Genomic DNA, 24,449 nt, shown 5'->3' with positions numbered 1-24,449 from the left:
ATACTTTATATTTAATATTTATTCATTTTGCATATTAATAATGTAACAGCTATTTTTCTTTTTTTCAATAACTATTTTGATTAAAATAAAAATTAATAAGTGAAAAGGGTGGGAGAACGAAATGAGTGCACATTTTGTATATGATGAACGTCTTGGCATTCGCTTGCCACATTTAGAAAAAGCTTGGGATATGTACACAAAAGAAGAACAAGCAGCAATTTTATTAGAGTGGGAGACGATTCGTGGGAAAATTCCTGATCGAATTATTGAATTAGAACAGCAAATTAATGAAAAACAAAGACAACTCGGAGAAGAAAACGATTTTAACCGCTCATGCATGCTCAACTTTGAAATTGCAGCTCTCGCTTCAATCATTAACGATTTATGGATCTGGTATCGAATGAATCAAACAGTAACAAATCGCATACATCAATAAGAAAAGGTGCCCGTATGGACACCCTTTCTTACGCTAAGTTCGCTAATCTCATGACGTCGCGAGCAATCATCACTTCTTCATTTGTTGGGATGACTAATACTTTTACAGGCGAGTGCGGATAGCTAATGAACGCTTCTTTGCCGCGCACTTTATTTAATGCCGGATCCCAGTATACGCCCATGAATTCAAGACCACGCAATACTTTCGCACGCACGACATCACTATTTTCTCCAATGCCCGCCGTGAAAATAATCGCGTCGACACCGCACATGCGCGCTGCGTATGAACCAATATATTTATGAATACGCCCTGCAAATACTTCAAGCGCTAATTCGGCACGTTGATCGCCTTTTGCTGCCGCTTCTTCAATATCGCGCAAATCGCTTGAAAAACCAGTTAAGCCAAGCATACCGCTCTTTTTATTTAAAATATCAATCACTTCTTCTGCTGTTTTTCCTGTTTTTTGCATAATGTATGGGATTAACGCTGGGTCAATATTACCAGAACGTGTTCCCATCGCTACACCTGCAAGTGGCGTAAAGCCCATCGATGTATCAATCGATTTTCCGCCTTCTACTGCTGCAATACTTGCTCCATTTCCTAAATGACAAGAAATTAAACGAAGTTGCTCAATTGGGCGTCCTAATAGCTCAGCTGCACGTTGTGTCACATATTTATGTGATGTGCCGTGGAACCCATATTTACGAATGCCAAACTTTTCATAATACTCGTATGGCAAGCTATATAAAAACGACTGCTCTGGCATCGTCTGATGGAATGCTGTATCAAATACTGCAACCGCTGGTACATTCGGTAACACTTCGCGAAACGCTTTAATGCCAACAACGTTTGCTGGGTTGTGCAATGGAGCTAAATCAGATAAATCTTCAATTTCTTTTAACGTCTCATCTGTAATTAAAACGGAGTCGCTAAACTTTTCACCACCATGCACAACGCGATGACCGATTCCTTCAATTTCATCAAACGATTGAATAATACCAAGCTCAATTAATTTATCAAGCAACATTTTTACAGCAACCGCATGATCTGGAATTGGCGTCACTTCTTTTATTTTTTCACCATTGACTGTAATATTAAAAATCGCATCTTCAAAACCAATTCGCTCAACAACACCTTTTGTCAATACTTCCTCACTCGGCATGTTGAACAATTGAAACTTTAACGAAGAACTTCCCGCATTGATCGCAATGACTTTTGGCATTTGACTAAACAGCTCCTTTAACATCGTTCACAATTATTGTATGCAAATATGCGAATTTCATCGGTACGTTTCTCATTTTACGGGTCGTTCATCGCTCTTTTCAAGTACACAAACTTAACGAAAACGTTTTCTTCTCATATTTGTTATATTCAGAAGGTTATGAACGATTTTCTTTGAGCCATTGTTCGAGTTTCACGACCATCGCTTGCATCGCCTCTTTATTTGAAAAGCTAGGAAGCTGTGCGAGCAATGCTTGTTTTGGCGCTTTTGCATGCGCACCTTTCTTTTGCAAAATAAAAATACTTTTCGCTGCTGCTTCATTTTTAAACATCGAAAGCGGAAGCTGCAACAAACCTTGAATAAACGTTTCTTCTTTGATGAAAGCATGTAGTTGTTTTGATTCGTCTGATGTAAACAGTGTATTTGGAATTAAGAGAAATACATATCCGCCTTCTTTTGTGTAACGAATACTTTGCTCAATAAACAAATAATGAGCGTATGAATGACCACTTTTTGCATGTAAGCGAAATGATTTGGCGTTTTCATCGTCTGGATAATATCCGATCGGCAAATCGCACACAACTACATCAACCGGCTCAATAAACAATGGCTTTAAGCTATCTTGATGAAACAGTTGAATTTCATGTTGTTGTAAATTTGCATTCACATAAGCGAGCTTCAATAGTAAATCGTCTGCATCCGCTCCGTAACTTCTTACGTTTTTATTCGTCAGTTGATTTAATACAGCCGTCATTAAATTTCCTGTTCCAATGGCAGGATCGAGAAGCGATAGTGAAAAATACGTTTTTGTAAATTCATCAACTAAATATCCAATAAATACCGATACTGCATCCGGCGTCATTTGATGATGTGGCTGTACGTATTCCTTCATTCCTTTCAACATCGCTAATTGCAACGCTTTACGAATGTGCTCATTTTTCCATTCATGTAAATGAACAGATGCATACACCTTTTTTAACCGTTTTTTTAATAACTCGCTCACTTCTTCTTGCAAGACGTCTTCATGAAATAAGTTTTCACCTGTTTCCGCAACTGCCTCTAAGTACGAACATTTTAATTCTTCTTGAAGCCATGTCGCCGTTTCATCGATGACTGTAAATAGCTTTTCCAATGTGTTTCACTCCTTTCTGTCCGACATTTTATTTTAGAGAATGTAAACGAAAAAGGCTATCCCTTTTTGAGATAGCCTTAAATCATTATTGTTGAGCTGCTTGTTTTGCTGCTTCGATGGCCGCTTCGTAGTTTGGATGATTTGTCGCTTCCGATACATACTCGACATATGTCACACGATCGTTGCGATCAACGACAAATACGGCACGAGCAAGTAAGCGTAGCTCTTGGATGAGCACACCGTATGCTTGACCAAAAGACACATCGCGATGGTCGGATAATGTAACAACGTTTTCTAATCCGTTTGCCGCGCACCAACGCTTTTGGGCAAATGGTAAATCGACGCTAATCGTTAATACTTTTACTCCTTCGATGCTTCCTGCTTCTTCGTTGAAACGACGTGTTTGAGCATCACAAACCCCTGTATCGATTGACGGCACAACACTAATTAAACGAACAAATCCTTTTGTATCATCTAATGTCACCGGTGATAAGTCGTTCGCAAGCACAGTAAAATTCGGAGCTGCATCACCGACTTTCACTTCATTACCAATTAACGTGACAGGATTTCCTTTAAATGTAACATTCGCCATAGTAAGCCTCCTCTTTATATAAGATACAGGCTCATCATAACGTAATTAGATGAAAAATTCAATTATTTCGATTGAGACTAAATATCAAAGTCTGAAGCTTCGCTATGTTGTGGCTTCGGCTTTTCTTTTTTCTCAAACATTTGTTGAATCTTTTCAATTGCTTGTGGGGCTAGATCTAAAATTTTCTCATATAAATGCGTGCTTTCATCTACATGCAACAGTTTCACTCCAGAGCTGTTTACAATTAAAAAAGCAATTGGCGTGATGGATACGCCCCCACCGCTTCCTCCACCGAACGGATGGGCTTCTTTTTGTTGTTCATGTCCGTCATTTAACATAAATTCACTACCACCTGCTGCAAAGCCGAAACCGACTTTTGAAACGGTTAAAATGACGCTTCCGTCAGGTGTCTCGACAGGATCACCGATAATCGTATTCACATCGATCATTTGTTTTAAGTTTTCCATCGCTGTCGTCATTAATCCTTCAATTGGATGTCCACTCATTTTCATTCCTCCCAGAAACTTTTTCCCCTTTTTTCAAATGTTTAACGATCTTCAGTCCTGCTAATATAGCATAACCGATTCGAAATCGGATCATACATGTAAACGACGTCCGCGATACAGCTCCTTGAAAAAAAGGAACAATAGAAATGGAAGGAGTGATACAAACATTCATATATTTACTCACTACCGCCAATATATAATATTTCATTGACCAACCGAACCCAACAAGCATCGCTGTTTTTGCTGCATCCCCAACACCGATTTGTGTATGCCACTCGAACTGTAAAATCGAAACGTTTTGTAAAAACTTTTTAACAATCGTATGTAAGTGAACAATTCGATTTAACCATTGTTGCAATTGTGCTAGACGTTGGCGGGCATCTGCAACGGTAAACGTTGTTTTTTCATCCTTTCCGGTCGTTGTTTTTTGCTCTGTCACCACTCCTGCTTCCTTCTTCGATATTTCAATGAGCGGAACAGCAAAACGGTAGTGAAATATACGAAGGATACGAACATCAATCGTGAATTGATCATTATCTTGTGCATGTTGAAAACGCATGGTCATGTGTACGTGTAAAAAAGGGATAATCACTAAGAAGGCAATAAAGATGATGACAATAACGAAAATCACCGGTTTTTCACTTCCTTCCCGATGACATTTTCGACAAAAACGAGCAAAATTAAACGAATAAACTCGCTATGAATGGAAAATAAATGATAAAATAAATATGAGGACATTTTAACGGAGGGAAAACGATGACTGAACGCCGTAATCGCATGTACTTCTTTCATAAACATGATGAAGAAACGAAAAAACAAGTGCAACCGCTCATTGAACTTGCTAAACAACATGAATTTCAAGTCGTGGACGATGCTAAACATGCAAACATTATTGTGAGCGTCGGTGGAGACGGGACATTTTTGCAAGCTGTCAGAAAAACAGGTTTTCGTGACGACTGCTTATATGCTGGTATTTCAACCTCAGGCTCACTAAGTATGTATTGTGATTTTCATATTTACGATACAGAAAAAATGATTGAAGCAATGACAACAGAACAAATTGAAGTACGTAAATATCCAACGATTTATGTTACAGTCAATGATTCTACATCATTTTATTGTTTGAATGAATGCTCCATTCGTTCGAGCATTATTAAAACGTTTGTCATGGACGTATTTATTGACCATTTGCATTTTGAAACATTTCGAGGCGATGGAATGATCATTGCTACACCGACAGGAAGTACTGCTTATAATAAATCGGTCAATGGTGCAGTCGTTGACCCAATGCTCCCATGTTTTCAAGTGAGCGAATTAGCGTCACTAAACAACAATCGTTATCGTACGCTCGGTTCATCATTTATTTTAAGCGGAAATCGTAAACTCACATTGAAAGTGGTACAAGATGGGAACGATTATCCAATTATCGGCATGGATAATGAAGCGCTAAGCATTCAACATGTTGAAAAAATTGATATTGTATTAAGTGGAAAAGTAATTAAAACAGTTAAACTAAAAGACAACTCATTTTGGGAAAAAGTCAAACGAACATTTTTGTAAAAAGAGGCATAACGCCTCTTTTTACCATTTTCTACGATCAACAAGACACCGCTCTTCTTCGTTTACACGATGTACGTGAACGAATATTGGCGTGACACGAATCACGTTGTTAATTTTTTGTTTTGCTTCTTCATCAAGTTCTTTTTCGGTGTAAATTATTAATTGGTCACGATCATTTTCCTTCGTCACAACCGCTTGAAATATTGGACATCCTACTTCAGTCATCACTTGCTTTAACTGTTGTTCATGAACAAACATGCCTTTCACTTTTACACTTGTTCCGACACGTCCAAGCACACCGACGATACGCTGTCCTTTGTAGCCATCAACCCAACGTGAAACATCTCCCGTACCAAACCGAATGAGCGGATACGTGCGATCAAATATTGTAACAACGATTTCTCCTTCTTCATCAAGCGGCACGCCTGTAGCTGGATCGCATAGTTGAACGATCGCACGTGAACTAATTTTTAAACCCGGACCTTTCCCATCCTCAAACGCAACACAACCACAATCAGCTGTGCCATATCCTTCAAAAACGCGAATACCTCTTTGTTCAAACTGTTCACGCATACTTTCTGTTAGCTTTTCTGCGGTAAAAAACGCTTTTTTCATCCCAACATGCATCCTTTTTTCATCGGCATACTGCAGCAATAAATGTAGAAAACTTGGCGTACCAACATATCCAGTCACTTGCAAGTCATTCATAAGCTGCACTTGCAATTCACGATTACCTGGTCCTGCCGGCACAACTGTTGCGCCGATCCGGCGAAGAGCGCTATCAAACATAAAGCCTGCTGGGGATAAATGATATGAAAACGTATTTTGTACAATATCATCGCTTGTAAATCCAGCAGCTTGAAGCGCTTCGGCAAATCCCCAATCATCTTGGTCGTCTCCTTGTGGGTCGTAAATCGGTCCTGGGGACATAAAGATGCGTGCCAATTCATTTGATCGTTTTGTAGTCATATTTCCAAATGGTAGCAGATATTTTTGTAAAAGAGGCAATTGTTCTTTTTTCAATACGGGAATGCGATTCAGTTGCTCAATCGTTTCTAATTCGTACGGACTCATATTTGCTGCATCTAATCTCTCACGCAATGCTAATGACTGTTCATACGCCTCAATTAAAAATGATTTCCATCTTTCCATTACAACCACCGCTTTCTTCTTTTATACGACTTCACTTCTCGATAATTTTTTCGCCCTTTCTCGCTCATCCCAAGGTAAAATTCTTTTACATCTTCATTTTCAAGTAATCTCTCAACAGGGCCGTCCATGACAATGCGTCCGTTTTCCATGATGTATCCGTAGTGCGCAATCGATAAGGCGATATTCGCATTTTGTTCAACGACGAGAATGGTCGTTCCTTCTTCTTCGTTAATTCGTTTAATGATTGAGAAGATTTCTTTCACAAGTAACGGAGCAATTCCTAACGATGGTTCATCAAGCAATAAAATTTTCGGTTTCGCCATCATCCCACGACCAATAGCTAACATTTGTTGTTCTCCACCTGATAAATACCCAGCTTGCCGATGGCGTAACATATGAAGCTTCGGAAAGTAATGATATACTTTTTGTAAATCTGCTTTAATATTGTGGCGATCTTTTCGTGTATGAGCACCGACAATTAAATTTTCTTCTACCGTCAAATGTTCAAACACTCGTCTTCCTTCCATACATTGAAAAATACCTTTCTTTACAATTTCTTCTGCATCTTTTCCTTCAATTCGTTCTCCATATAGCTCAATATAGCCATCTGTTACTTCACCATCTTCACTTTTTAATAATCCCGAAATGGCTTTTAACGTCGTTGTTTTCCCTGCCCCGTTGCTACCAAGTAAAGCAACAATTTTCCCTTCCGGAATGACCATCGACATCCCTTTAAGCACGAGAATGACTCGATTATACATCACTTCTACATTGTTTAATGTAAGCATCCGTCTCCCCCTTTCTGAAGGCAAAAGGGTGCTTCCTGTTGAAAACACCCTTTCATTCACTTTAGTATCCGAAGTAGTCTGTAAACACCTTAAACTGTCCATTTTCTACTTTTGCTAAACGAATTTGATTCGTCCCGGCATGATTATCCGCTGTAAACGTAATTGGTGCAGCAAGGCCGCCTAAATCAAGATCTTTTAATTTTTCTAATCCTTGGCGAATGCCTTCTCCCGTCGTTGGATCGTCCGCTTGCTTAATTCCTTCTACTAAAATTTTTGCTGTGACCCACCCTTGAATAAACTTTTGGTTTTTATCCTCTAATTTCTCACCTTTGCTTGCTAAATACTCTTTCACTTCAGCTATGCCTGGTAAATCTTCGTATGGAAACGCATGTGTCACGACGCCGATAAACCCTTCTGCTGCATCTCCAGCAATCGGGAGCAATCCCTCACCAGTTGTCCAGTTTAATCCAATAAATTGCGTTTCAATGCCTAATTTTTTTGCATCTTTTAAAATCGTTGCTGTCGCACCCCATGTTTGTTGAATGATCGCATAATCAGGTGCTTTTTTCTTCATATTTAGAAGCTGTGACGTCGCATCAAGCGCTTTTAAATCAACAATTTGTTCGTCTACAATCTCTACACCAATTTCTTTTGCAAAGTCTTTTGCATCTTGAATTGGCGATTTTCCAAATGCCGTGTCATTATAAATGAGCGCAACTTTTGGTGTTCCACCTGTATGATTTTCTTTAATCCAACGAAGTACGGAACGTGCTTGATCGGAGTAAGATGCCGCTGTTAAAAAGTTATACGGGCTTTCTTTAATATTTTTTAAATTTTCCGAATAAGAAGCTGAGAAAAATGGTAGTTTATCTGCTGCAACTTGTTGTCGCAACGCTTCCGTATCTGCTGTTCCCCATCCTAAAATCGCTGACACTTTATCGCTCGCTTTATATTTTTGATACAGCTTTTGCGCTTCAGGAATTTTATAAGCGTAATCTTGCCCGACAAGCTCAATTTTATAGCCGTTCACACCGCCTTTTGAATTAATGTATTCAATATACGCTTTTTCTCCTTCAGCATACGGTGTACCAACATCCCCCGTTGCACCTGTAATATCAAACAATGCACCAATTTTAATCGTTCCTTGTTCTTTTCCTCCTTCTTTTGCCGGTTCTGTCGCTGTTTTGTCACCTCCTGAACATCCGAATAACATGCTTGCTCCAAGGAGCAATGTAGCGAGCAGTGCACCTTTTTTCTTCATTCATTCATCCCCCTTATCTGTTTTTCATTTTATATAAAGCGGATATGCCGCTTTATACTACTTCGTATAAGAAAATGGCCAGAGACGAAAATAATTTTTTATATTGGACCACATTTTATTTAATCCATCTGGCTCATACACGAGAAATAAAATGATGACAACACCGAAGACGACTTCCTTCATTCCAACAAGCACGCCCTCTAGTCCTGGAAACGTGCCGCTCAATACATCGACAACGCTTCGTAACACAACAGGCATGAGCGTAATGAATACAGCCCCATACAATGAACCGAACACGCTTCCTAAACCGCCAACTAAAATCATTGCTAAATATTCAATTGAAACGGAAATGCTGTAAAGCTCAGGGCTGACAATCATCGTGTAATGACCGAGAAGCGCACCGGCAATACCAACGAAAAACGAGCTAACGAAAAAGGCGAGCACTTTATATTTAAACAAATCAATGCCCATCACTTCTGCTGCAATATCGCGGTCGCGAATCGCAATGAACGCTCGCCCAACACGCGTACGAAATAAGTTGAGTGAGAAGACGATTGTGATCAGTAAAACGACAAACATTAAATAGTAATAGCTCATTTCGCTCATGAACGTAAACGAACCGATCTGTGGACGATTCAATACGAGCCCTGCTGTACCTCCGGTTAACGAATCCCAACGTGAAATGACAAACAAAATAATGACTTGCGCCGCCAATGTCGCAATGGCTAAATATAACCCTTTTAAGCGCAGTGATGGGATCCCAAACAAAGCACCGACAAGCGCAGTAATTAACCCAGCAAGCGGAAAAGCAACCCAAAAGCTAAGCCCTAATTTCGTTGTTAAAATCGCTGATGTATAACCTCCTACCCCTAAAAACGCCCCCACTCCGATCGAAATTTGACCAGTAAACCCTGTCAAAATATTTAATCCGATCGCTCCAATGGCTGCAATCCCACATAATGTTGCCAAACCGACTACATAGTCTGTCGCGACCATAGGAAAAAGAGCAAATAGTGCTACAATCATAAAAATACGCCAACGCACGCGAGCAATTTTCCAAATGGCCATATCTTGCTTATAATCAACATGAAATTCACCACATTGCATCACAAACGGATTTCGCACCATTTCTCACACCCTTTCGATTTCTTTCTTTCCAAATAGTCCGTAAGGTTTAACCATTAAAATGATAACTAAAATGACAAATGGAATCACTTCTTTTAAGCCACCGCCGACAAGCGGGTCTAAATATCCTCCTGTCATACTTTCAATAATCCCGATTAAAATACCGCCAATGATCGCCCCTGGGATGCTGTCAAGCCCACCTAAAATAGCGACAGGTAACACTTTTAATCCGATAAGTGAAAGGGAAGAGTTGACTCCGTTAATATTTCCTAGTAACACCCCGCCAACAGCTGATACGATGGCTGCAATTGCCCAAGCAATCGCAAAAATTGTTTTTACGCTAATTCCCATAGACAAAGCTGCTTGTTGATCGTCTGCTGTCGCTCGCATAGCAATTCCAAACCGCGAATATTTGAAAAATAACGTAAAAATCACGAGCCAAATCATAACGATGACAAACGACCATGCGTATACAGGTGCGATAATGACTTCTCCGAACTGCAACGGTTTTTCTGAAAAAACAGGTGGATATACGCGTGTTTCGTGTCCCCAAATAATATGAACAATTCCTGCAAGTACGCTCGATAATCCAATCGTTGCCATAATCATAGAAATGACTGGTTTTCCAATGAAAGGACGCAACACAACTTTTTCTACGCTCCAACCAAGCAATGCACTAAACGCTAAAGCAAGCAATAACGCAGCAATAAACGGAACGTTATAGCTAGCCACAAGCGTCAAACAAACGTACGTCCCGATGAGCAAAAATTCACCTTGAGCAAAGTTAATAGCATCGCTCGACTTGTAAATGAGTACAAACCCTAGCGCAACGAGCGCATATACGCTCCCGACGACGATACCCGTTACAAGCATTTGTAAGAAAAAAGCCATTTACGCTGCTCCCTCCCCTTCATCAATCGAGACGACTTTCAACGTCGTTTTAATGACTTGCTCCTTGCCATCACGATATTTAATTGTTCCTTCTACATCAATGTGATCTGTTTCTGAGTACATCCCTTCAATAAGCGAGGCATATTTTTTGGCAATAAATTGACGACGTACTTTTTTCGTTCTCGTTAATTCTTCATCATCTGCATCAAGCTCTTTATAAAGCAAAACAAACTTTTTCACACGCGCCTTTTCTGGCAATGATTGATTAATTTCATTCACTTGTTCTTGAATGAGTTGAATCACTTCTTGTTTTGCGGACAAATCGGAATATGTCGTATACACAAGCTGATTTTTTTCTGCCCATCGCCCGACGTTAGCCATATCGATATTAATAATCGCCACAACGTACGGACGATCGCGACCAATGGCGACCGCTTCTTGAATGTAGGGGCTAAATTTTAGTTTATTTTCAATAAATTGTGGCGAAAACATCTCACCCGTTTGTAAACGAATGACATCTTTTAAACGATCAATAACATACAAATGGCCTGAGTCATCTACATACCCCGCATCACCTGTATGAAGCCAGCCGTCTTCGATCGTCTCTCTCGTTGCCTTTTCGTTTTTATAATAGCCACAACATACACTCGGGCTTTTTAGCAAAATTTCACCTTGCTCAGAAATTTTCACTTCTGTTTCTGGAATCGGCATGCCGACGCTATCCACTTTAATGTCCCCATCGCGATGAACGATCGCAATGCCTGATACCTCTGTTTGGCCATAAATGCTTTTCACATTCACACCAATGCTATGAAAAAAGCGAAACACATCTGGACCTAATGGAGCACCACCTGTATATGCCCGCTTTAAACGCAACAAACCAAAATGGTCTCGAATGGCACTAAACATGAAATAATCCGCAAGTTTATACAAACATTTCGTCCAGAATGAAACATCGCTTTTTGTAAAATGAGCTTCTGCTACTTTTTCACCAATCGGCTTACACCATTCATACATTTTTCGTTTGAACCAACTTGCATCTTGAATGCGCACTTGAAACTTTGAGACAATGTCTTCATAAATGCGCGGTGGTGAAAACATGACGTGCGGTCCAATTTCTCGTAAATTTTCAAATACGGTTGAAGGTTCTTCTGGAAAGTTCACAACTATGTTGCAGTGGAATGCCATTGAAATGGTCATCATTTGTTCGCCTATCCAAGCGAGTGGTAAAAATGAAAGGTATTCGTCTTGTTCGTCAAGTGGATCGATTTTTGCGAGGTTCTTTGCCATTTCAAATAAATTGCGATAAGAAAGTTCCGTTCCTTTTGGATTTCCCGTCGTTCCTGATGTATACGATAAAATGGCAATATCATCGTAGCACCCTTTTTGCACTTCATCATCAAAATATGTCGGATGCATTTGTTCAAATTGTCGACCAAGCGTTTGTACATCTTGAAAATACAATAATTTATCGTGCTTATAGTTTCGCATACCGCGTGAATCGTAGTAAATAATATGTTTCACTTTCGAAAGTTCTTGTTCCACTTCTAACACTTTATCAACTTGCTCTTGATCCTCAACGACAACAAACGTTGCGTCACAATTGTCAATAATGTATGCTAGCTCATTTGGTAACGATTCTTGATAAATACCAACGGAAATACCCCCTAAACTTTGAGCCGCTAGCTGACTAAATACCCACTCTGGTCGGTTATCGCCGATAATAGCCAGTTTATCGCCGCGTTGAAACCCAAGCGAAGCAATTCCTAATGCGAACGCTTTCACTTGCTCGTAATAATCCCCGTACGTATATTCATTCCAAATACCGTAATCTTTTTCGCGCAATGCGACTTGATTTGTTTTTTGTCGCGCACGAGCGGTTAATAGCTGCGGAAACGTCATTTGTTCCATAAAACTCCCCCTTTACACCGCATGTTCTTCTCCTAAATACGCTTCAATGACGCGCGGATTTGTTTGCACTTCTTTTGGCGTTCCGTACGCGATCAATTTCCCAAAATCTAACACAGCAATATGATTGGATAAATCCATCACAACGCCCATATCGTGTTCAATTAAAATAATCGTCGTCTTTTTTTCTTCGTGAATATCAATAATATAACGCGCCATGTCTTCTTTTTCTTCGTTGTTCATGCCAGCCATTGGCTCATCAAGCAATAGTAAATCAGGATCCATCGCTAATGCGCGACCGACTTCTACCCGCTTTTGTAAACCGTAAGATAGCGTACCAACAGGCACATTGCGTACATGCTCGAGCTCTAAAAAATCGATCACTTCCTCAACTTTATAACGATGCTCTACTTCTTCTTTTTGCGCTTTCCCCCAGTACAATCCACCTGCAAGTACACCTGTTTTCATGCGCACATGTCTTCCTAGCATAAGATTGTCCAAAACGGATAAATGAGGGAACAATTCAATGTTTTGAAACGCTCGCGCAATACCTAATGCTGCGCGTTTATGTGGTTTAATATGCGTAATACGCTCCCCTTTGAAGAAAATGTCCCCTTCTGTTGGTTTGTACAGGCCACTAATGCAGTTTAACATACTCGTTTTTCCTGCTCCGTTTGGTCCAATGAGGGAAAAAATCTCTCCTTCTTTTACTTCAAAAGAAACTGCATCAAGCGCTAAAACACCACCGAAACGAATGGATACGTTTTGCACGTTCAATATATCCACTTCACTCCCCCCTTTTTCTTTATTTCTCTCTCTTTCGATAACACTTTATGGACGTTTTTATATCTTTATGACTTTACACAACGAAAAAACAAGAATGTAAGCGTTACCAAAAGAGTTCACGAAAAAATATTTCTTAATTTTAAGAAAATTCTAAAAAGAATAGTACACGATTTTTTTTAGATCGTCAAGCTTTTTTCCGCTCCGAATGAATCGGAGCGGAACATGTTATTTTTGCATAGCTCTCATTTCACGCTCGCGCAATTCAACACGACGAATTTTTCCAGAAGTCGTTTTTGGCAGATCGTCAACAAACTCAATTTTACGCGGATATTTATACGGCGCTGTGAGTTGCTTTACATGCTCTTGAAGTTGCGGAATTAAAGTCGGGTCATTTTTATCTACCCCTTCACGCAACACAATAAACGCTTTCACAACATGCCCCCGAATTTCATCTGGGCTAGCGACAACCGCACATTCTTTCACGAATGGATGTTTTACTAGTGCATCTTCTACCTCAAACGGACCAATCGTGTAACCTGAGCTAATAATAATATCGTCGCCACGACCTTCAAACCAAAAATACCCTTCCTCATCTTTTTTCGCTTTATCGCCAGTAATATAATATTCCCCTCTGAACTGCATCGCTGTTCGTTCCGGATCTTTATAGTAACATTTAAACAAAGCTGGCGTTTCAACATGAACAGCAATATCTCCGACTTCCCCAACCTCACAAGGCTCGCCAAATTCATTAATAATTTCAACTCGATTACCCGGTGTCGGTTTGCCCATCGAACCTGGTTTAATTTTCATTCCCTTCATAACCCCAACAAGTAGCGTATTTTCTGTCTGTCCATATCCATCGCGCACTTGCACGCCAAAATATCGCTCAAACGTATCAATCACTTCACGGTTTAACGGTTCACCTGCTGATACAGCACTATGCAAGTGCGGTAACTTATATTGAGAAATCGTTGGAACTTTAGCCATAAGACGATATTCTGTCGGTGTACAACAAAGCACATTAATATTGTATTTTTCTAATAGCTGCAAATATTTTTCTGGTTCAAATCGACCGTAGTACACAAACCCTGTCGCTCCAGATCCAAGTGTTGATAGAAACGGACTCCATACCCATTTTTGCCATCCTGGGCTTGCTGTTGCCCAAACAAGATCTCCTTCTTCAATACAAAGCCAATTTTTCGCTGCTGTTCGTAAATGCGCATATGCCCAAGCGTGCGTATGCACAACACCTTTCGGATTGCCTGTCGTTCCTGATGTATAAGATAGAAACGCCATATCCTCCCGAGATGTCTCTACAGCAACAAATATATCGCTTTGCTTTGCCATTTCTTCGTGTAAATCGAGCCAGCGCTCAGTCGAACCGCCGATCGAAAATGTTACGATATTTTCCATCCCCTCAACAGGAATAAATTGTTCAATATACGGAAAATAAGCAACAACCCCTTTTACTTCCCCATGGGAAATTCGATATTGCAAATCTTTTGTGCGCAGCATTTCGGAACTAGGAATAATGACAAGTCCCGCTTTCAACGCTCCAATATATACCGCATACGCTTCTAACAAACGCGGGAGCATCACAAGTACTTTATCTCCTTTTTGCAACCCATGACTAACGAAAGCGTTTGCAATTTTATTCGCCTGTTTCATTAGCTCATCATATGTAAGCTCTTTTGTTTCTCCCGCTTCATTCTCCCATTTTAACGCCATTCGGTTTGGATCGCCCGCATATTTTTCAAATTCACTTGTCAAATTGTACTTTTCTGGTGCAATTAAATTCATTTTCCTCTCCCCCTTACCGTATGATACAAAAAAATTATACAAAAAAATCGAATGCTTTTGTATAACTTTTCTAAAAATTTTTAAAAAATAAAAAACTCGGTAGAACGAGCTACCGAGTTTTGTCATCTAACATTTATTTTTGACTGCCTAATTGTTGTTCTGCCATTTTCACGAGGCGTTTCGTAATCTCGCCACCGACAGAGCCATTTGCCCGCGCAGTTGTATCTGGGCCTAACTGCACGCCAAACTCTTGAGCAATTTCATATTTCATTTGATCAATCGCTTGTTGTACACCAGGGACGAGCAATCGATTTCGATTTGCCATTTGTTTTCACCCCCTCGCACTTATAGCTTGTGCAAAACAAATGGACTTCATACATATCGTTAAAAGAGCTCGTCCAATGGCTCATCTGGTTTTAACGTGATCGTTTCAACACGCGCAACCGTTTCTGCAATCATTTCATCTAAAGGTAAAAACTTTTCGTATTGAATAATTTTTTCTTTTTTTGGCTTCGTCTTTGGTGCTTTTGGCGTAAAAATTGTACAACAATCTTCATATGGACGAATGGAAATATGATGTGTACCAATTCGTTCAGCAATCGCGATAATCTCCGTTTTATCCATCGAGATGAGCGGGCGAAGAACAGGCGTCGTTGTTACATCGTTGACAACGACCATGCTTTCAAGTGTTTGACTAGCCACTTGCCCTAAACTTTCCCCAGTTACAATCGCCAGTCCGTTTTCTTTTTTACGAATTTCATCTGTAATGCGCAACATTGCACGACGTGTTGAAATAAGTGAGTAATTTTCTGGAACTTGTTTATAAATCGCTTGTTGCAACTCCGTAAACGGCACAATATGAAGACGAATCGTTCCACCAAATTCGGTCAAACGTTGTGCTAAATCAATCACTTTTTGTTTGGCCCGCTCACTTGTAAACGGCGGGCTAAAAAAGTGAACGGCTTCAATTTGCAATCCGCGTTTCATCGCCAAATATCCTGCTACTGGACTATCAATTCCGCCTGAAAGCATAAGCATCGCTTTTCCGCTTGTTCCAACAGGCAAACCACCTGCTCCAGGTACATCGTACGCTGTAATATACGTACCTTCTTTTCGAACTTCCACTCGAACATCAATGTCAGGATGATGGACATCGACCGTTAAACCTGTTGTATTTTTTAACACATAACTCCCGAGCTCGTAGTTTAATTCATTTGTTGTGATCGGGAATTGTTTATCGGCTCTTCTTGCGGATATTTTAAACGTTTTTCCTTCATGTGGAAATTGTTTCACAAAATAAAGCGTTGCCTCTTTTATTTTTTCTAAATCGCTCTCCGTTTTTAACGCTAAACTTAACGATTGAATACCGAACACTTCTTGCAGTTTTTCGATGACAGGTTGCGGTGGTGTATGATGTAAGCGAATGTACATTCGATCACGCGATGCTTCAATTTGAAGGTTCGGAAAATGTTTTAATTTTTTTGCTATATTTCGTTTTAAACATCTCACAAATTGCAAGCGGTTTTTTCCTTTTGTCGACATTTCACCGTAACGAATTACAATATGATCGTACGTCATTTCGTTCCCCTCGCTACTATTTTTAATCGTTCATATGCTTGCTCAATTGCTTCAATAATGATCGGAACATGCTCCATTTGTTGTTCATATGATAAGCTTATGCGAATCGAACGCTCTGCCCGCGTTTTTTCAACTCCCATCGCTAACAATGTTTTACTTGGCGCTTTTTTACGAGATGAACAAGCTGATGTTGTCGATACATACATATGTTGTTTTTCCAGTTCGTGAACAAACGTTTCTGATTTTATTCCTTCTAAAGAAAAATGAATAATGTGTGGAGCAGATTGCTCTAGCGGCGTGTGGACAGAAATGCCTTTAATCGTTTGTAAACGTCCGATGATCGCCTGTTTCATTTTCTCGAGTCGAGCATATGATTCGCGATACTGTTCAATAGATAACCGTAACGCTTTCGCCATCGCAACAATAGCAGCAACATTTTCTGTTCCTGAACGCAATTGCATTTCCTGTGCTCCTCCTGATAAAAGGGGAGAAAGACGCACGCCTTCACGAACGTACAAAACTCCTGCTCCTTTTAGCCCATGAAATTTATGAGCAGATATCGTATATAAATCCACATTTGCACGTTTTAAGTGAAGCGGCACCTTCGCCGCACCTTGTACTCCGTCAACATGAAACAGCACTTTTGGGTATTTTTTTAACATCTCACCAATCTGTTCAATCGGTTGAATAGAACCCACTTCGTTATTTACATGCATAACAGAAACAAGAATCGTATCATCACGCAGCGCTTGTTCAATATGTGCTACAGACACGATACCACGTTCGTCAACCGGCACATATGTAACTCGAAAACCGAATTGTTCAAGCTGTTTGCACGCTTCGGTGACAGACGGATGTTCAATTGCTGTTGTAATAATATGGCGACCGCGTTGTTGATATTGCCAAGCCGCACCTTTAATGGCTAAATTGTTTCCTTCTGTCCCTCCAGATGTAAAAATCACTTCTGTCGTTTTTACCTCGAGCAGACGGGCAATTTGCTCTCGTGCTTGCGTGAGCAGTCGTTCTGCTTGCATGCCTAATCCGTGTAGTGAAGATGGGTTCCCGAAATAATCAGTCGCTACTTTTAAGAAAGATTGTAGTGCCTCTGGAAACGGTTTTGTTGTGGCGCTATTATCTAAATACAGCATCGGCCTTGCCTCCATTACGTTCGTATACAAACAGCCTTTTTATATTATCACATCTTTATTCAAAAAAGAAATAATCAAAGAATATTTTAAAGATTGAAACTTTTGATAAAAACGACAAAATTTCTATTTTGTATGGTAGTATATAGGCTGGTACGGAGACAACAAAGGAGGATCATCATGTCGAAAAAAGATTTAATGGCTGTCGGTTTTATGTTATTCGCTTTATTTTTTGGCGCCGGCAATATGATTTTTCCTCCTGCGCTCGGACAGGCGGCAGGAGAAAACGTATGGATTGCGATTGCAGGCTTTTTAATAACCGGCGTTGGATTACCTATATTAGCGGTCAGCGCCATCGCAAGAACAGGAAGCGATTTGCAACAATTAGCTAGCCGAGTTCATCCTGTATTTGGTGTCATTTTTACAGCTGTCATGTATTTAGCAATCGGTCCGTTTTTTGGTATTCCACGGACAGGTACGGTATCGTTTGAAATTGGCGTGACTCCATTTTTACCTGAAGCAACTGATCGATCTACAATGTTAGCGGTGTATTCTGTTGTTTATTTTAGCATATCGCTTTGGTTAGCATTAAATCCATCGAAATTAGTTGATCGGATCGGAAAGTTGTTAACGCCACTTTTGCTCGTTGGTCTTACATTATTTTTTATAAAAAGCATATGGACGCCTATGGGCACAATCCAAAAACCGACGGATACGTATGCAGACGCTCCGCTATTTAAAGGGTTTATTGATGGATATTTAACGATGGACGCCATTGCAGCGCTCGTTTTTGGTATTATTGTCATTCAAGCCATTCAACAAAAAGGAATAACAAACAAAAAACAATTGACAAAACTTTGCATTCAAGCTGGGCTTATTGCTGCCTCTGGACTAACGCTCGTTTATTTATCGCTCGCTTTCATCGGCGCATCAAGCGTACAGGCAATCGGCTATCGGAATAACGGCGGGGAAATTATTAGTCAAGCAGCCACTTATTTATTCGGACAAGCGGGTACAGTCATTTTATCGATCATTATTATGCTAGCATGTTTAACAACATCGGTCGGTTTATTATCATCATGTGCAAGTTATTTTTCGAAAATTTCGCCAAAAATTTCTTATCAAACACTTGTCATCGTGATGAGCGGTTTCAGTGCCGTCATTGCAAATGTCGGCTTAACAAAGCTTATTTCATTATCGATTCCTGTGCTTATTATCATTTATCCGTTAGCCATCACTCTTGTCGTTTTATCATTTTTACATGACTATTTTGATGGTAAACAAACTGTTTATATCGGAGCGATGGTTGGTACGTCCTTTGTTAGCATCGTGGATGGGCTAAAAACAGCAGGATTTGACGTATCAGCCATTTTACACGTATACGAAAAAACATTGCCACTCTTTGAACAAGGAATTGGTTGGCTGACACCAGCGCTCATCGGTGGGGTGATTGGTTTATTATTTAACAAGACAAATCACGTTGCACGTACCGAAAAAAAAGCAAGCTAAAAACGAGTGAGGGAAATTCCTTCACTCGTTTTCTTTTAGCCACTCACGAATACGTTCAAATGCTCCTTCCTCCACTTGCTCGACTGCAGCAATCGCTTTTTGTAAAGCTAGTTCGTATTCGTATCGTCGAAATAGTTGTTCCGCCTCTTCTAGTCCCGCATTCACCGCATGAAAACGGCGACGATAGCGGTTGCCGTATTGAATCACTCTTTCCGCTAATTGAGCTTGTTCAATTAGTTCTTTTGTTTGATCACATACATTTTCCACGAAAACAATCGCTTCGTCCAACGCTTGATGAACAGCTTCCATATTTAGCGGCTTTCCATCTAGCGTAAGCGATACACGCGTTAAACTTTCACGCGCCTCACTTACTTGTAGCATATAAGATTCTGGCAAGCCAGGAAGCTTGCTTTTTTTCACAAGCCGCATCGCTTCCGACAATTGTTTTTTCATTTCTGCCAACTTCTCACGTGCCGCTAACTCATCTTTACGCAACGCATATAAATGTTCACGAAATTGAACATGTTTTTCTTTCACCGCAGCAATTTGCGCCAAAATTTCCTCTAACTCTTCACGAATAAGCGAATAAGCTAAACGTTCTTCGATCATTTTCGTTTGAATTAACATAAACCGTTTCGTTAACTGTTGCACTTGCTTTTCAATTTGGCGATATTTATCAAGATCATTTTGTGATAAATGGTAACTTTGCTGGACAAACAATGTTTCATCCCGCGTTTCTTTCGTTTCTTCTTCTAACTCATAAAGCGTTTGCTCAATTTTTTCTGTTTCCTCATCAACAAAACGTTCTGCATACACTTCTTTTTCTAATAAATCGTACAGCGTATCTACATCTTCTTGCGCTTCACGAAGCAGTTTTTCTGCTTCATCGACAGCAAGCGTTTCTAACAACGTGAGCACTTGGGATACTTTTCCACGGATCGCTTCCACTTCTTTTTCTATCGGAAGATGATCAAGTACATACCCTTTTTCCACCAACTCACGATATCCTTCAATAATATTATCTAATTGTGCTGGAATTTCAACTTGTGCATCACTTAACAAAAGCGGAATGTGTTCAATAAAACGTTGTAATTCATTTAGTTCGTTTTGAATGAGTAATACGACTTCACGAGCTGCTAAATAATTCCCTTCTGTTGTTAACTGTTCAAATGTTTGAAATTGTTGATGAAGGGCATTTAATCGCGCTTCAAGGGCAGCTTCTGTGCGACCAAATGTATGTCGCTGGGTAAGCATCGCCTTTTTGACTTGACGATACTTCTCTTTGAATTGTTCAATTTCCTCACGATTTTTTTCTTCACTTCCAACTAATTCTTGTAACTCTAATAAAATACGTTGAATATTTCCTTCAATATCTTTTAGCTGTCGCTCCGTTTGATGTAACGCTTCTTTCGCTTTCATAAACCGATATTTGACAACCGATTCTTCAATATCAAACAACTTTTCTTCGATATTCGGCAGTTGCACAGCAACAATATCATCCCACTCATTTCGCCATTTTTCAAACAACTGCTCTGTTTCTCCCATCATATTTAACGATTTAATTTTTGACAGTTCCTCGGGCACAGGGCGATTCATTAAAGAAATTTTCCACTGTTCTAACTGATCGATTTGTTTATATAAACGTTTTCGGTACACATATGTATATGTAAGTCCTCCGATGACGAGGAGCGCACTAATCGCTACAAATTCCATAATGGGCCTCCTTGTTGTCAAGCTTTCTTTTTTTATGGAGAAGGCATTTTCTTTTCAATGATTTTATGATACCATGTTAGCAACATTTTTTGACCAAAAATTTTAATTTTTTTCCTAAAAAACGTGATTTTTGTCGAACTTTGCGCCTAAAGAGGTGAACAATGTGCGTGACGGACATATTCATACACCGTTTTGTCCTCATGGAAGCGATGATGCGTTGCATGCATACATCGAAAAAGCGATTTCGCTTGGTTATACAGATATTTCATTTACCGAACACGCACCGCTTCCAAAAGGATTTATAGACCCCACCCCCTATCAAGATAGCGCGATGAAAGAGGAACAGCTAGCATCGTACGTATCAATTTTACAATCATTAAAAAAACAGTACGAAAGACATATTCGCATCCGCATCGGATTAGAAGTTGATTTTATCATCGGATATGAGCAAAAAACGAAGGAATTTTTAAATGAAATTGGTCCGCAATTAGACGACAGTATTTTATCTGTTCATTTTTTACTCATTGACGATCGATACATGTGTATTGATTATAGCGAAGAAATGTTTGGCGACATCATTGTAGCTTTTCATTCTATTGAACGAGTATATGATGCATATTACAAAACCGTTTTAGCTTCCATCGTTGCTGATTTGGGGACATATAAACCAAAACGCATCGGTCACCCCACGCTTATTCACAAGTTTCAACGCGCCTATCCGTGTGAATACGATGAAGAAAAAATTATTGCGCGTATTCTTGACGAAATGAAAAATAGGCAATTAGAACTCGATTATAACGGGGCTGGTGTAGTAAAACCGCTCTGCTTAGAGCCGTATCCGCCTCATTGGGTCGTAAAAGAAGCGTTAAAACGCGGCATTCCGCTCGTGTACGGCTCGGATGCTCACTCGGTCGCTGGCCTTCACCAAGGAATTGAACATATGTTGATATAAAGGAGTGGAATACATGTTTCATGCACAAACATACACAGGGACAAGAGAAGAAAATTATGCACTTGTCATCGATCAATTAAAAGCGTTAATTTCGGATGAAAAAAATGTTGTGGCGAACTTAGCCAATGCTTCCGCCCTATTGAATTACTTTTTACACGACATTAATTGGGTCGGTTTTTATATAGCTGAAGGAAATGAACTCGTTCTCGGACCATTCCAAGGATTGCCGGCATGTGTACGCATTCCATTCGGTAAAGGGGTATGCGGAACAGCCGCCGCTGAAAGACGAACAATACGCGTTGCTGACGTTCATACGTTTCCGGGTCACATCGCATGCGATGCGGCATCTCAATCTGAGATTGTCGTCCCAATGATGAAAAACGGTGTTGTCATCGGTGTTCTCGATATTGACAGCCCGATCAAAAATCGCTTTGATGAAATAGATGAACAGTATTTACAACGTTTTGTTGAAACGCTCGTTCACTATCTCAACATATAAGAAAGAGGCCGACAAATGGCCTCTTTTTAATATTCTTGCACAACAACGCGGTTTTTTCCTGTCCGTTTCGCCGTATATAACGCTTCATCGGCACGATTGAATAACTCTTTCACAGAGTCTGCGCGATTTTTCTTCCAGTACGATACACCACAAGAAATGGTCACCGATGGGTTTGTTAACTCGCGAACTTTTTGTACTAAACGGTTTGCAATCGATAAACCTGCATTAATGGACACTTTTGGCAAATAAATAGCAAGTTCTTCTCCACCCCATCGAGCCCCAATATCATTTTGACGGATGTTTGCTTTAATAATATTCGCTACTTGAATAATAATTTCATCGCCTACTTGATGTCCGTACGTATCGTTTATTTTTTTGAAATTATCAATGTCTATTAAAATAAATGTCCCTAAACCGTCCTCTTCCATCGAACGTTGAATGCGTTCATCTAAATAATGACGTGCATATAAATTTGTTAGTCGATCTGTAATGACCATACGTTCGAGTTCTTCACGCAACGCTGCGTTTGTAAATGCCAATGTCGAATGATGAATAAGCGACTGCAACAATTTGAACATATCAAACGAAAAATGATATGCCTCTTGATGTAAAACAATCGCTACACCTTTCATCATCCCGCGCATCATTGGTACAGCCATGAGCGAACGAAAACGTTTCGTATAGGTGCTATGAATTTTTACATCACCCAAAAATAACGTATCACGCGGATGTTGAATGCGATGAAAAACGAAATCAACATATGGCTTTGCTTCACGTGACTGAAAAAAATCTGTACTACCCGGAAGTACTTTTCGCTCTTTTTCTTGTAAAATAATAAAACCGACTTCCTCCGCATCAAACGATGTTTTAATTTTTTCAATCATAAACTGTAGGGCATCTTGGAAACGTAAATTTGTATTTAAGTGATGAATCGTCTCGTTAATAAGTTGTAAATCGGCGATTAATCGTCTCGATTGTTCATATAATTTTGCATTTTCTAATGCGCTGCCAGCCGTATTTGCCAATAAGGAAATAAAGCGCATTTCTCGCTCTGGAAGCTCCATGATCGTCGGAGCAATCATTTCAATGACGCCGTAAATTCCTTGTGCTCCTTTAATCGGAGCATAAATGACAGACTTTTTATAAACGAGCGAATCGTGCAATTGGATTTGTCCCGTCACATATGCCTGCATCGCACCCATATGCTCATCTTCATTTTCAAACGTCAGTAATTTAATCGGCAAATCACGATCTGTCGTGCTATCATAAGATAAAAACAAATGGCATGTAAACGTCGGATACACTTCTTTTAACGTTTTTACGATTTCTTCAAGCACATCTCCAATATTCATCGACGCGTGAATTTTTGTTGCCGCCCGATGCAATTGTTCATATCTTTTTTCTTCACTTAACACTTCGGACACTTTACGAATGCGAGCAAACACTTTTAAAAAGTCACGTTTTATTTGTTTGATAAACGCTTTCGGTAACATATCTCGTTCATGTAGCCGAAAACGAACAAGTGCGCATGAATCTTCTGAAAAATGTATACCGAACTGAACCGTCTTGATTTCGTTTCCAGCATCCAAAATCACAACATCATCAAATTGTTTTTTCAACTGATCATCAAACGGAATGATATGTTTTTCTCGATGCTGTTCAATCGTTTGGTCTGTCGTCATTTCAGGCTCAAAGGCATGCTTAAACGGGTTAAGCGTGTAAAACGTAACATCTAATAAACGAAACTCGTGTTTCAATAGGGTGATCAGTGCTTGAATCATGCGAGGTAAATCTGAAAAATCTTCTTCACTTAAAAACCAATCAAAAAACTTTTGTTTAAATATAGCGTATTGATCGCGTTCTTGAACGTTCATTTTTTTCACTCACCCGCACG

The 24,449-nt window shown here is 39.8% G+C and carries 23 protein-coding genes; 5 read left to right on the top strand and 18 right to left on the bottom strand.

Features of this window, described 5'->3' with window-relative positions; all coding sequences use genetic code 11:
* Window positions 1-121 precede the first annotated feature (121 nt).
* A complete protein-coding gene (locus CS060_RS04900) occupies window positions 122-436 on the top strand; it encodes a hypothetical protein (RefSeq protein WP_035050618.1) in 315 nt (104 codons plus the stop codon).
* A gap of 28 nt (window positions 437-464) precedes the next feature.
* On the opposite strand, the gene CS060_RS04895 is transcribed toward CS060_RS04900, so the two are convergent.
* From CS060_RS04895 to CS060_RS04875, 5 genes are all read right to left on the bottom strand, one after another.
* On the bottom strand, window positions 465-1,658 hold the full coding sequence (locus tag CS060_RS04895; RefSeq protein ID WP_035050616.1) for an acetate kinase: 1,194 nt from the start codon (window positions 1,656-1,658) through the stop codon (window positions 465-467).
* Between the two features lie 157 nt (window positions 1,659-1,815).
* On the bottom strand, window positions 1,816-2,790 hold the full coding sequence (locus CS060_RS04890; RefSeq protein ID WP_035050614.1) for a class I SAM-dependent methyltransferase: 975 nt from the start codon (window positions 2,788-2,790) through the stop codon (window positions 1,816-1,818).
* A gap of 85 nt (window positions 2,791-2,875) precedes the next feature.
* Window positions 2,876-3,382, bottom strand: coding sequence for a thiol peroxidase (gene tpx, locus CS060_RS04885; protein WP_035050613.1), 507 nt, complete (start codon window positions 3,380-3,382; stop codon window positions 2,876-2,878).
* A gap of 77 nt (window positions 3,383-3,459) precedes the next feature.
* Complete coding sequence (gene ytfJ / locus CS060_RS04880; RefSeq protein ID WP_035050612.1) at window positions 3,460-3,888, bottom strand: GerW family sporulation protein; 429 nt, start codon at window positions 3,886-3,888, stop codon at window positions 3,460-3,462.
* The gene (locus tag CS060_RS04875) at window positions 3,869-4,519 is read right to left on the bottom strand and encodes a DUF2953 domain-containing protein (protein WP_035050609.1); all 651 of its coding nucleotides are present in this window, start codon (window positions 4,517-4,519) and stop codon (window positions 3,869-3,871) included. The genes ytfJ and CS060_RS04875 overlap by 20 nt, the downstream gene beginning before the upstream one ends.
* 125 nt (window positions 4,520-4,644) lie before the next feature.
* Here CS060_RS04875 and CS060_RS04870 point away from each other — a divergent pair, with 125 nt between their 5' ends.
* Complete coding sequence (locus CS060_RS04870) at window positions 4,645-5,448, top strand: NAD kinase (RefSeq protein ID WP_035050608.1); 804 nt, start codon at window positions 4,645-4,647, stop codon at window positions 5,446-5,448.
* 21 nt (window positions 5,449-5,469) lie between these two features.
* Here CS060_RS04870 and CS060_RS04865 read toward each other — a convergent pair whose 3' ends face one another.
* The 11 genes from CS060_RS04865 to CS060_RS04815 form a co-directional block, all read right to left on the bottom strand.
* Window positions 5,470-6,600: a phenylacetate--CoA ligase family protein gene (locus CS060_RS04865; protein ID WP_035050605.1), complete on the bottom strand. Its 1,131-nt coding sequence runs from the start codon at window positions 6,598-6,600 to the stop codon at window positions 5,470-5,472.
* The gene (locus CS060_RS04860) at window positions 6,600-7,388 is read right to left on the bottom strand and encodes an ABC transporter ATP-binding protein (protein WP_035050603.1); all 789 of its coding nucleotides are present in this window, start codon (window positions 7,386-7,388) and stop codon (window positions 6,600-6,602) included. The genes CS060_RS04865 and CS060_RS04860 overlap by 1 nt, the downstream gene beginning before the upstream one ends.
* 61 nt (window positions 7,389-7,449) lie before the next feature.
* The gene (locus tag CS060_RS04855) at window positions 7,450-8,649 is read right to left on the bottom strand and encodes an ABC transporter substrate-binding protein (RefSeq protein ID WP_099668740.1); all 1,200 of its coding nucleotides are present in this window, start codon (window positions 8,647-8,649) and stop codon (window positions 7,450-7,452) included.
* 57 nt (window positions 8,650-8,706) lie between these two features.
* Window positions 8,707-9,777 (bottom strand): branched-chain amino acid ABC transporter permease, encoded by a 1,071-nt coding sequence (locus CS060_RS04850; protein ID WP_180271057.1) that lies wholly within the window; start codon window positions 9,775-9,777, stop codon window positions 8,707-8,709.
* 3 nt (window positions 9,778-9,780) lie between these two features.
* Complete coding sequence (locus tag CS060_RS04845; protein WP_035050602.1) at window positions 9,781-10,665, bottom strand: branched-chain amino acid ABC transporter permease; 885 nt, start codon at window positions 10,663-10,665, stop codon at window positions 9,781-9,783.
* Window positions 10,666-12,576 carry an AMP-binding protein gene (locus tag CS060_RS04840; RefSeq protein WP_099668739.1) on the bottom strand — a complete coding sequence of 637 codons (1,911 nt, stop codon included), beginning with the start codon at window positions 12,574-12,576 and terminating at the stop codon, window positions 10,666-10,668.
* A 12-nt stretch (window positions 12,577-12,588) separates the two neighbouring features.
* Window positions 12,589-13,359, bottom strand: a complete 771-nt coding sequence (locus CS060_RS04835) for an ABC transporter ATP-binding protein (protein ID WP_035050600.1) — start codon at window positions 13,357-13,359, stop codon at window positions 12,589-12,591.
* A 225-nt stretch (window positions 13,360-13,584) separates the two neighbouring features.
* Window positions 13,585-15,159: an acyl-CoA synthetase MbcS gene (gene mbcS, locus CS060_RS04830; RefSeq protein WP_035050598.1), complete on the bottom strand. Its 1,575-nt coding sequence runs from the start codon at window positions 15,157-15,159 to the stop codon at window positions 13,585-13,587.
* 133 nt (window positions 15,160-15,292) lie between these two features.
* A complete protein-coding gene (locus tag CS060_RS04825) occupies window positions 15,293-15,484 on the bottom strand; it encodes an alpha/beta-type small acid-soluble spore protein (protein WP_006320794.1) in 192 nt (63 codons plus the stop codon).
* A 59-nt stretch (window positions 15,485-15,543) separates the two neighbouring features.
* The gene (gene thiI / locus CS060_RS04820) at window positions 15,544-16,737 is read right to left on the bottom strand and encodes a tRNA uracil 4-sulfurtransferase ThiI (RefSeq protein ID WP_099668738.1); all 1,194 of its coding nucleotides are present in this window, start codon (window positions 16,735-16,737) and stop codon (window positions 15,544-15,546) included.
* Complete coding sequence (locus CS060_RS04815; protein WP_035050597.1) at window positions 16,734-17,885, bottom strand: cysteine desulfurase family protein; 1,152 nt, start codon at window positions 17,883-17,885, stop codon at window positions 16,734-16,736. The genes thiI and CS060_RS04815 overlap by 4 nt, the downstream gene beginning before the upstream one ends.
* Window positions 17,886-18,062: 177 nt before the next feature.
* Between CS060_RS04815 and brnQ the strand changes: the two genes are divergently transcribed.
* Entirely contained in the window at window positions 18,063-19,391 is a 1,329-nt protein-coding gene (brnQ, locus tag CS060_RS04810) for a branched-chain amino acid transport system II carrier protein (protein ID WP_035050595.1), read from the top strand.
* Window positions 19,392-19,412: 21 nt separating this feature from the next.
* On the opposite strand, the gene ezrA is transcribed toward brnQ, so the two are convergent.
* A complete protein-coding gene (ezrA, locus tag CS060_RS04805) occupies window positions 19,413-21,104 on the bottom strand; it encodes a septation ring formation regulator EzrA (RefSeq protein ID WP_035050594.1) in 1,692 nt (563 codons plus the stop codon).
* Window positions 21,105-21,267: 163 nt separating this feature from the next.
* On the opposite strand from ezrA, the gene hisJ reads away from it, so the two are divergent.
* Together hisJ and msrC are read left to right on the top strand one after the other, a co-directional pair.
* Window positions 21,268-22,056, top strand: coding sequence for a histidinol-phosphatase HisJ (hisJ, locus tag CS060_RS04800; RefSeq protein ID WP_099668737.1), 789 nt, complete (start codon window positions 21,268-21,270; stop codon window positions 22,054-22,056).
* A gap of 13 nt (window positions 22,057-22,069) precedes the next feature.
* Entirely contained in the window at window positions 22,070-22,555 is a 486-nt protein-coding gene (gene msrC / locus CS060_RS04795) for a free L-methionine (R)-S-oxide reductase MsrC (protein WP_035047559.1), read from the top strand.
* Between the two features lie 26 nt (window positions 22,556-22,581).
* On the opposite strand, the gene CS060_RS04790 is transcribed toward msrC, so the two are convergent.
* Complete coding sequence (locus CS060_RS04790) at window positions 22,582-24,429, bottom strand: sensor domain-containing diguanylate cyclase (RefSeq protein WP_257211120.1); 1,848 nt, start codon at window positions 24,427-24,429, stop codon at window positions 22,582-22,584.
* Window positions 24,430-24,449: the final 20 nt, after the last annotated feature.

Origin of the sequence: Anoxybacillus flavithermus, from assembly GCF_002742685.1 — a bacterium.
Lineage (GTDB): Bacteria > Bacillota > Bacilli > Bacillales > Anoxybacillaceae > Anoxybacillus > Anoxybacillus flavithermus_E.
Note: the sequence above shows the minus strand (reverse complement) of the source record. Positions and strands in the feature narration are given on the sequence as shown.

Bases quoted from the DNA above. Each gene is read 5' to 3' on its own strand.
- CS060_RS04840 (WP_099668739.1), bottom strand. From the start codon at position 12,576: ATGGAACAAATGACGTTTCCGCAGCTATTAACCGCTCGTGCGCGACAA.
- CS060_RS04865 (WP_035050605.1), bottom strand. From the start codon at position 6,600: ATGGAAAGATGGAAATCATTTTTAATTGAGGCGTATGAACAGTCATTA.
- msrC (WP_035047559.1), top strand. From the start codon at position 22,070: ATGTTTCATGCACAAACATACACAGGGACAAGAGAAGAAAATTATGCA.
- CS060_RS04815 (WP_035050597.1), bottom strand. From the start codon at position 17,885: ATGCTGTATTTAGATAATAGCGCCACAACAAAACCGTTTCCAGAGGCA.
- CS060_RS04855 (WP_099668740.1), bottom strand. From the start codon at position 8,649: ATGAAGAAAAAAGGTGCACTGCTCGCTACATTGCTCCTTGGAGCAAGC.
- CS060_RS04860 (WP_035050603.1), bottom strand. From the start codon at position 7,388: ATGCTTACATTAAACAATGTAGAAGTGATGTATAATCGAGTCATTCTC.
- CS060_RS04895 (WP_035050616.1), bottom strand. From the start codon at position 1,658: ATGCCAAAAGTCATTGCGATCAATGCGGGAAGTTCTTCGTTAAAGTTT.
- CS060_RS04825 (WP_006320794.1), bottom strand. From the start codon at position 15,484: ATGGCAAATCGAAATCGATTGCTCGTCCCTGGTGTACAACAAGCGATT.
- ytfJ (WP_035050612.1), bottom strand. From the start codon at position 3,888: ATGAGTGGACATCCAATTGAAGGATTAATGACGACAGCGATGGAAAAC.
- CS060_RS04790 (WP_257211120.1), bottom strand. From the start codon at position 24,429: ATGAACGTTCAAGAACGCGATCAATACGCTATATTTAAACAAAAGTTT.
- mbcS (WP_035050598.1), bottom strand. From the start codon at position 15,159: ATGAATTTAATTGCACCAGAAAAGTACAATTTGACAAGTGAATTTGAA.
- CS060_RS04870 (WP_035050608.1), top strand. From the start codon at position 4,645: ATGACTGAACGCCGTAATCGCATGTACTTCTTTCATAAACATGATGAA.
- ezrA (WP_035050594.1), bottom strand. From the start codon at position 21,104: ATGGAATTTGTAGCGATTAGTGCGCTCCTCGTCATCGGAGGACTTACA.
- CS060_RS04900 (WP_035050618.1), top strand. From the start codon at position 122: ATGAGTGCACATTTTGTATATGATGAACGTCTTGGCATTCGCTTGCCA.
- CS060_RS04845 (WP_035050602.1), bottom strand. From the start codon at position 10,665: ATGGCTTTTTTCTTACAAATGCTTGTAACGGGTATCGTCGTCGGGAGC.
- thiI (WP_099668738.1), bottom strand. From the start codon at position 16,737: ATGACGTACGATCATATTGTAATTCGTTACGGTGAAATGTCGACAAAA.
- CS060_RS04850 (WP_180271057.1), bottom strand. From the start codon at position 9,777: ATGGTGCGAAATCCGTTTGTGATGCAATGTGGTGAATTTCATGTTGAT.
- tpx (WP_035050613.1), bottom strand. From the start codon at position 3,382: ATGGCGAATGTTACATTTAAAGGAAATCCTGTCACGTTAATTGGTAAT.
- brnQ (WP_035050595.1), top strand. From the start codon at position 18,063: ATGTCGAAAAAAGATTTAATGGCTGTCGGTTTTATGTTATTCGCTTTA.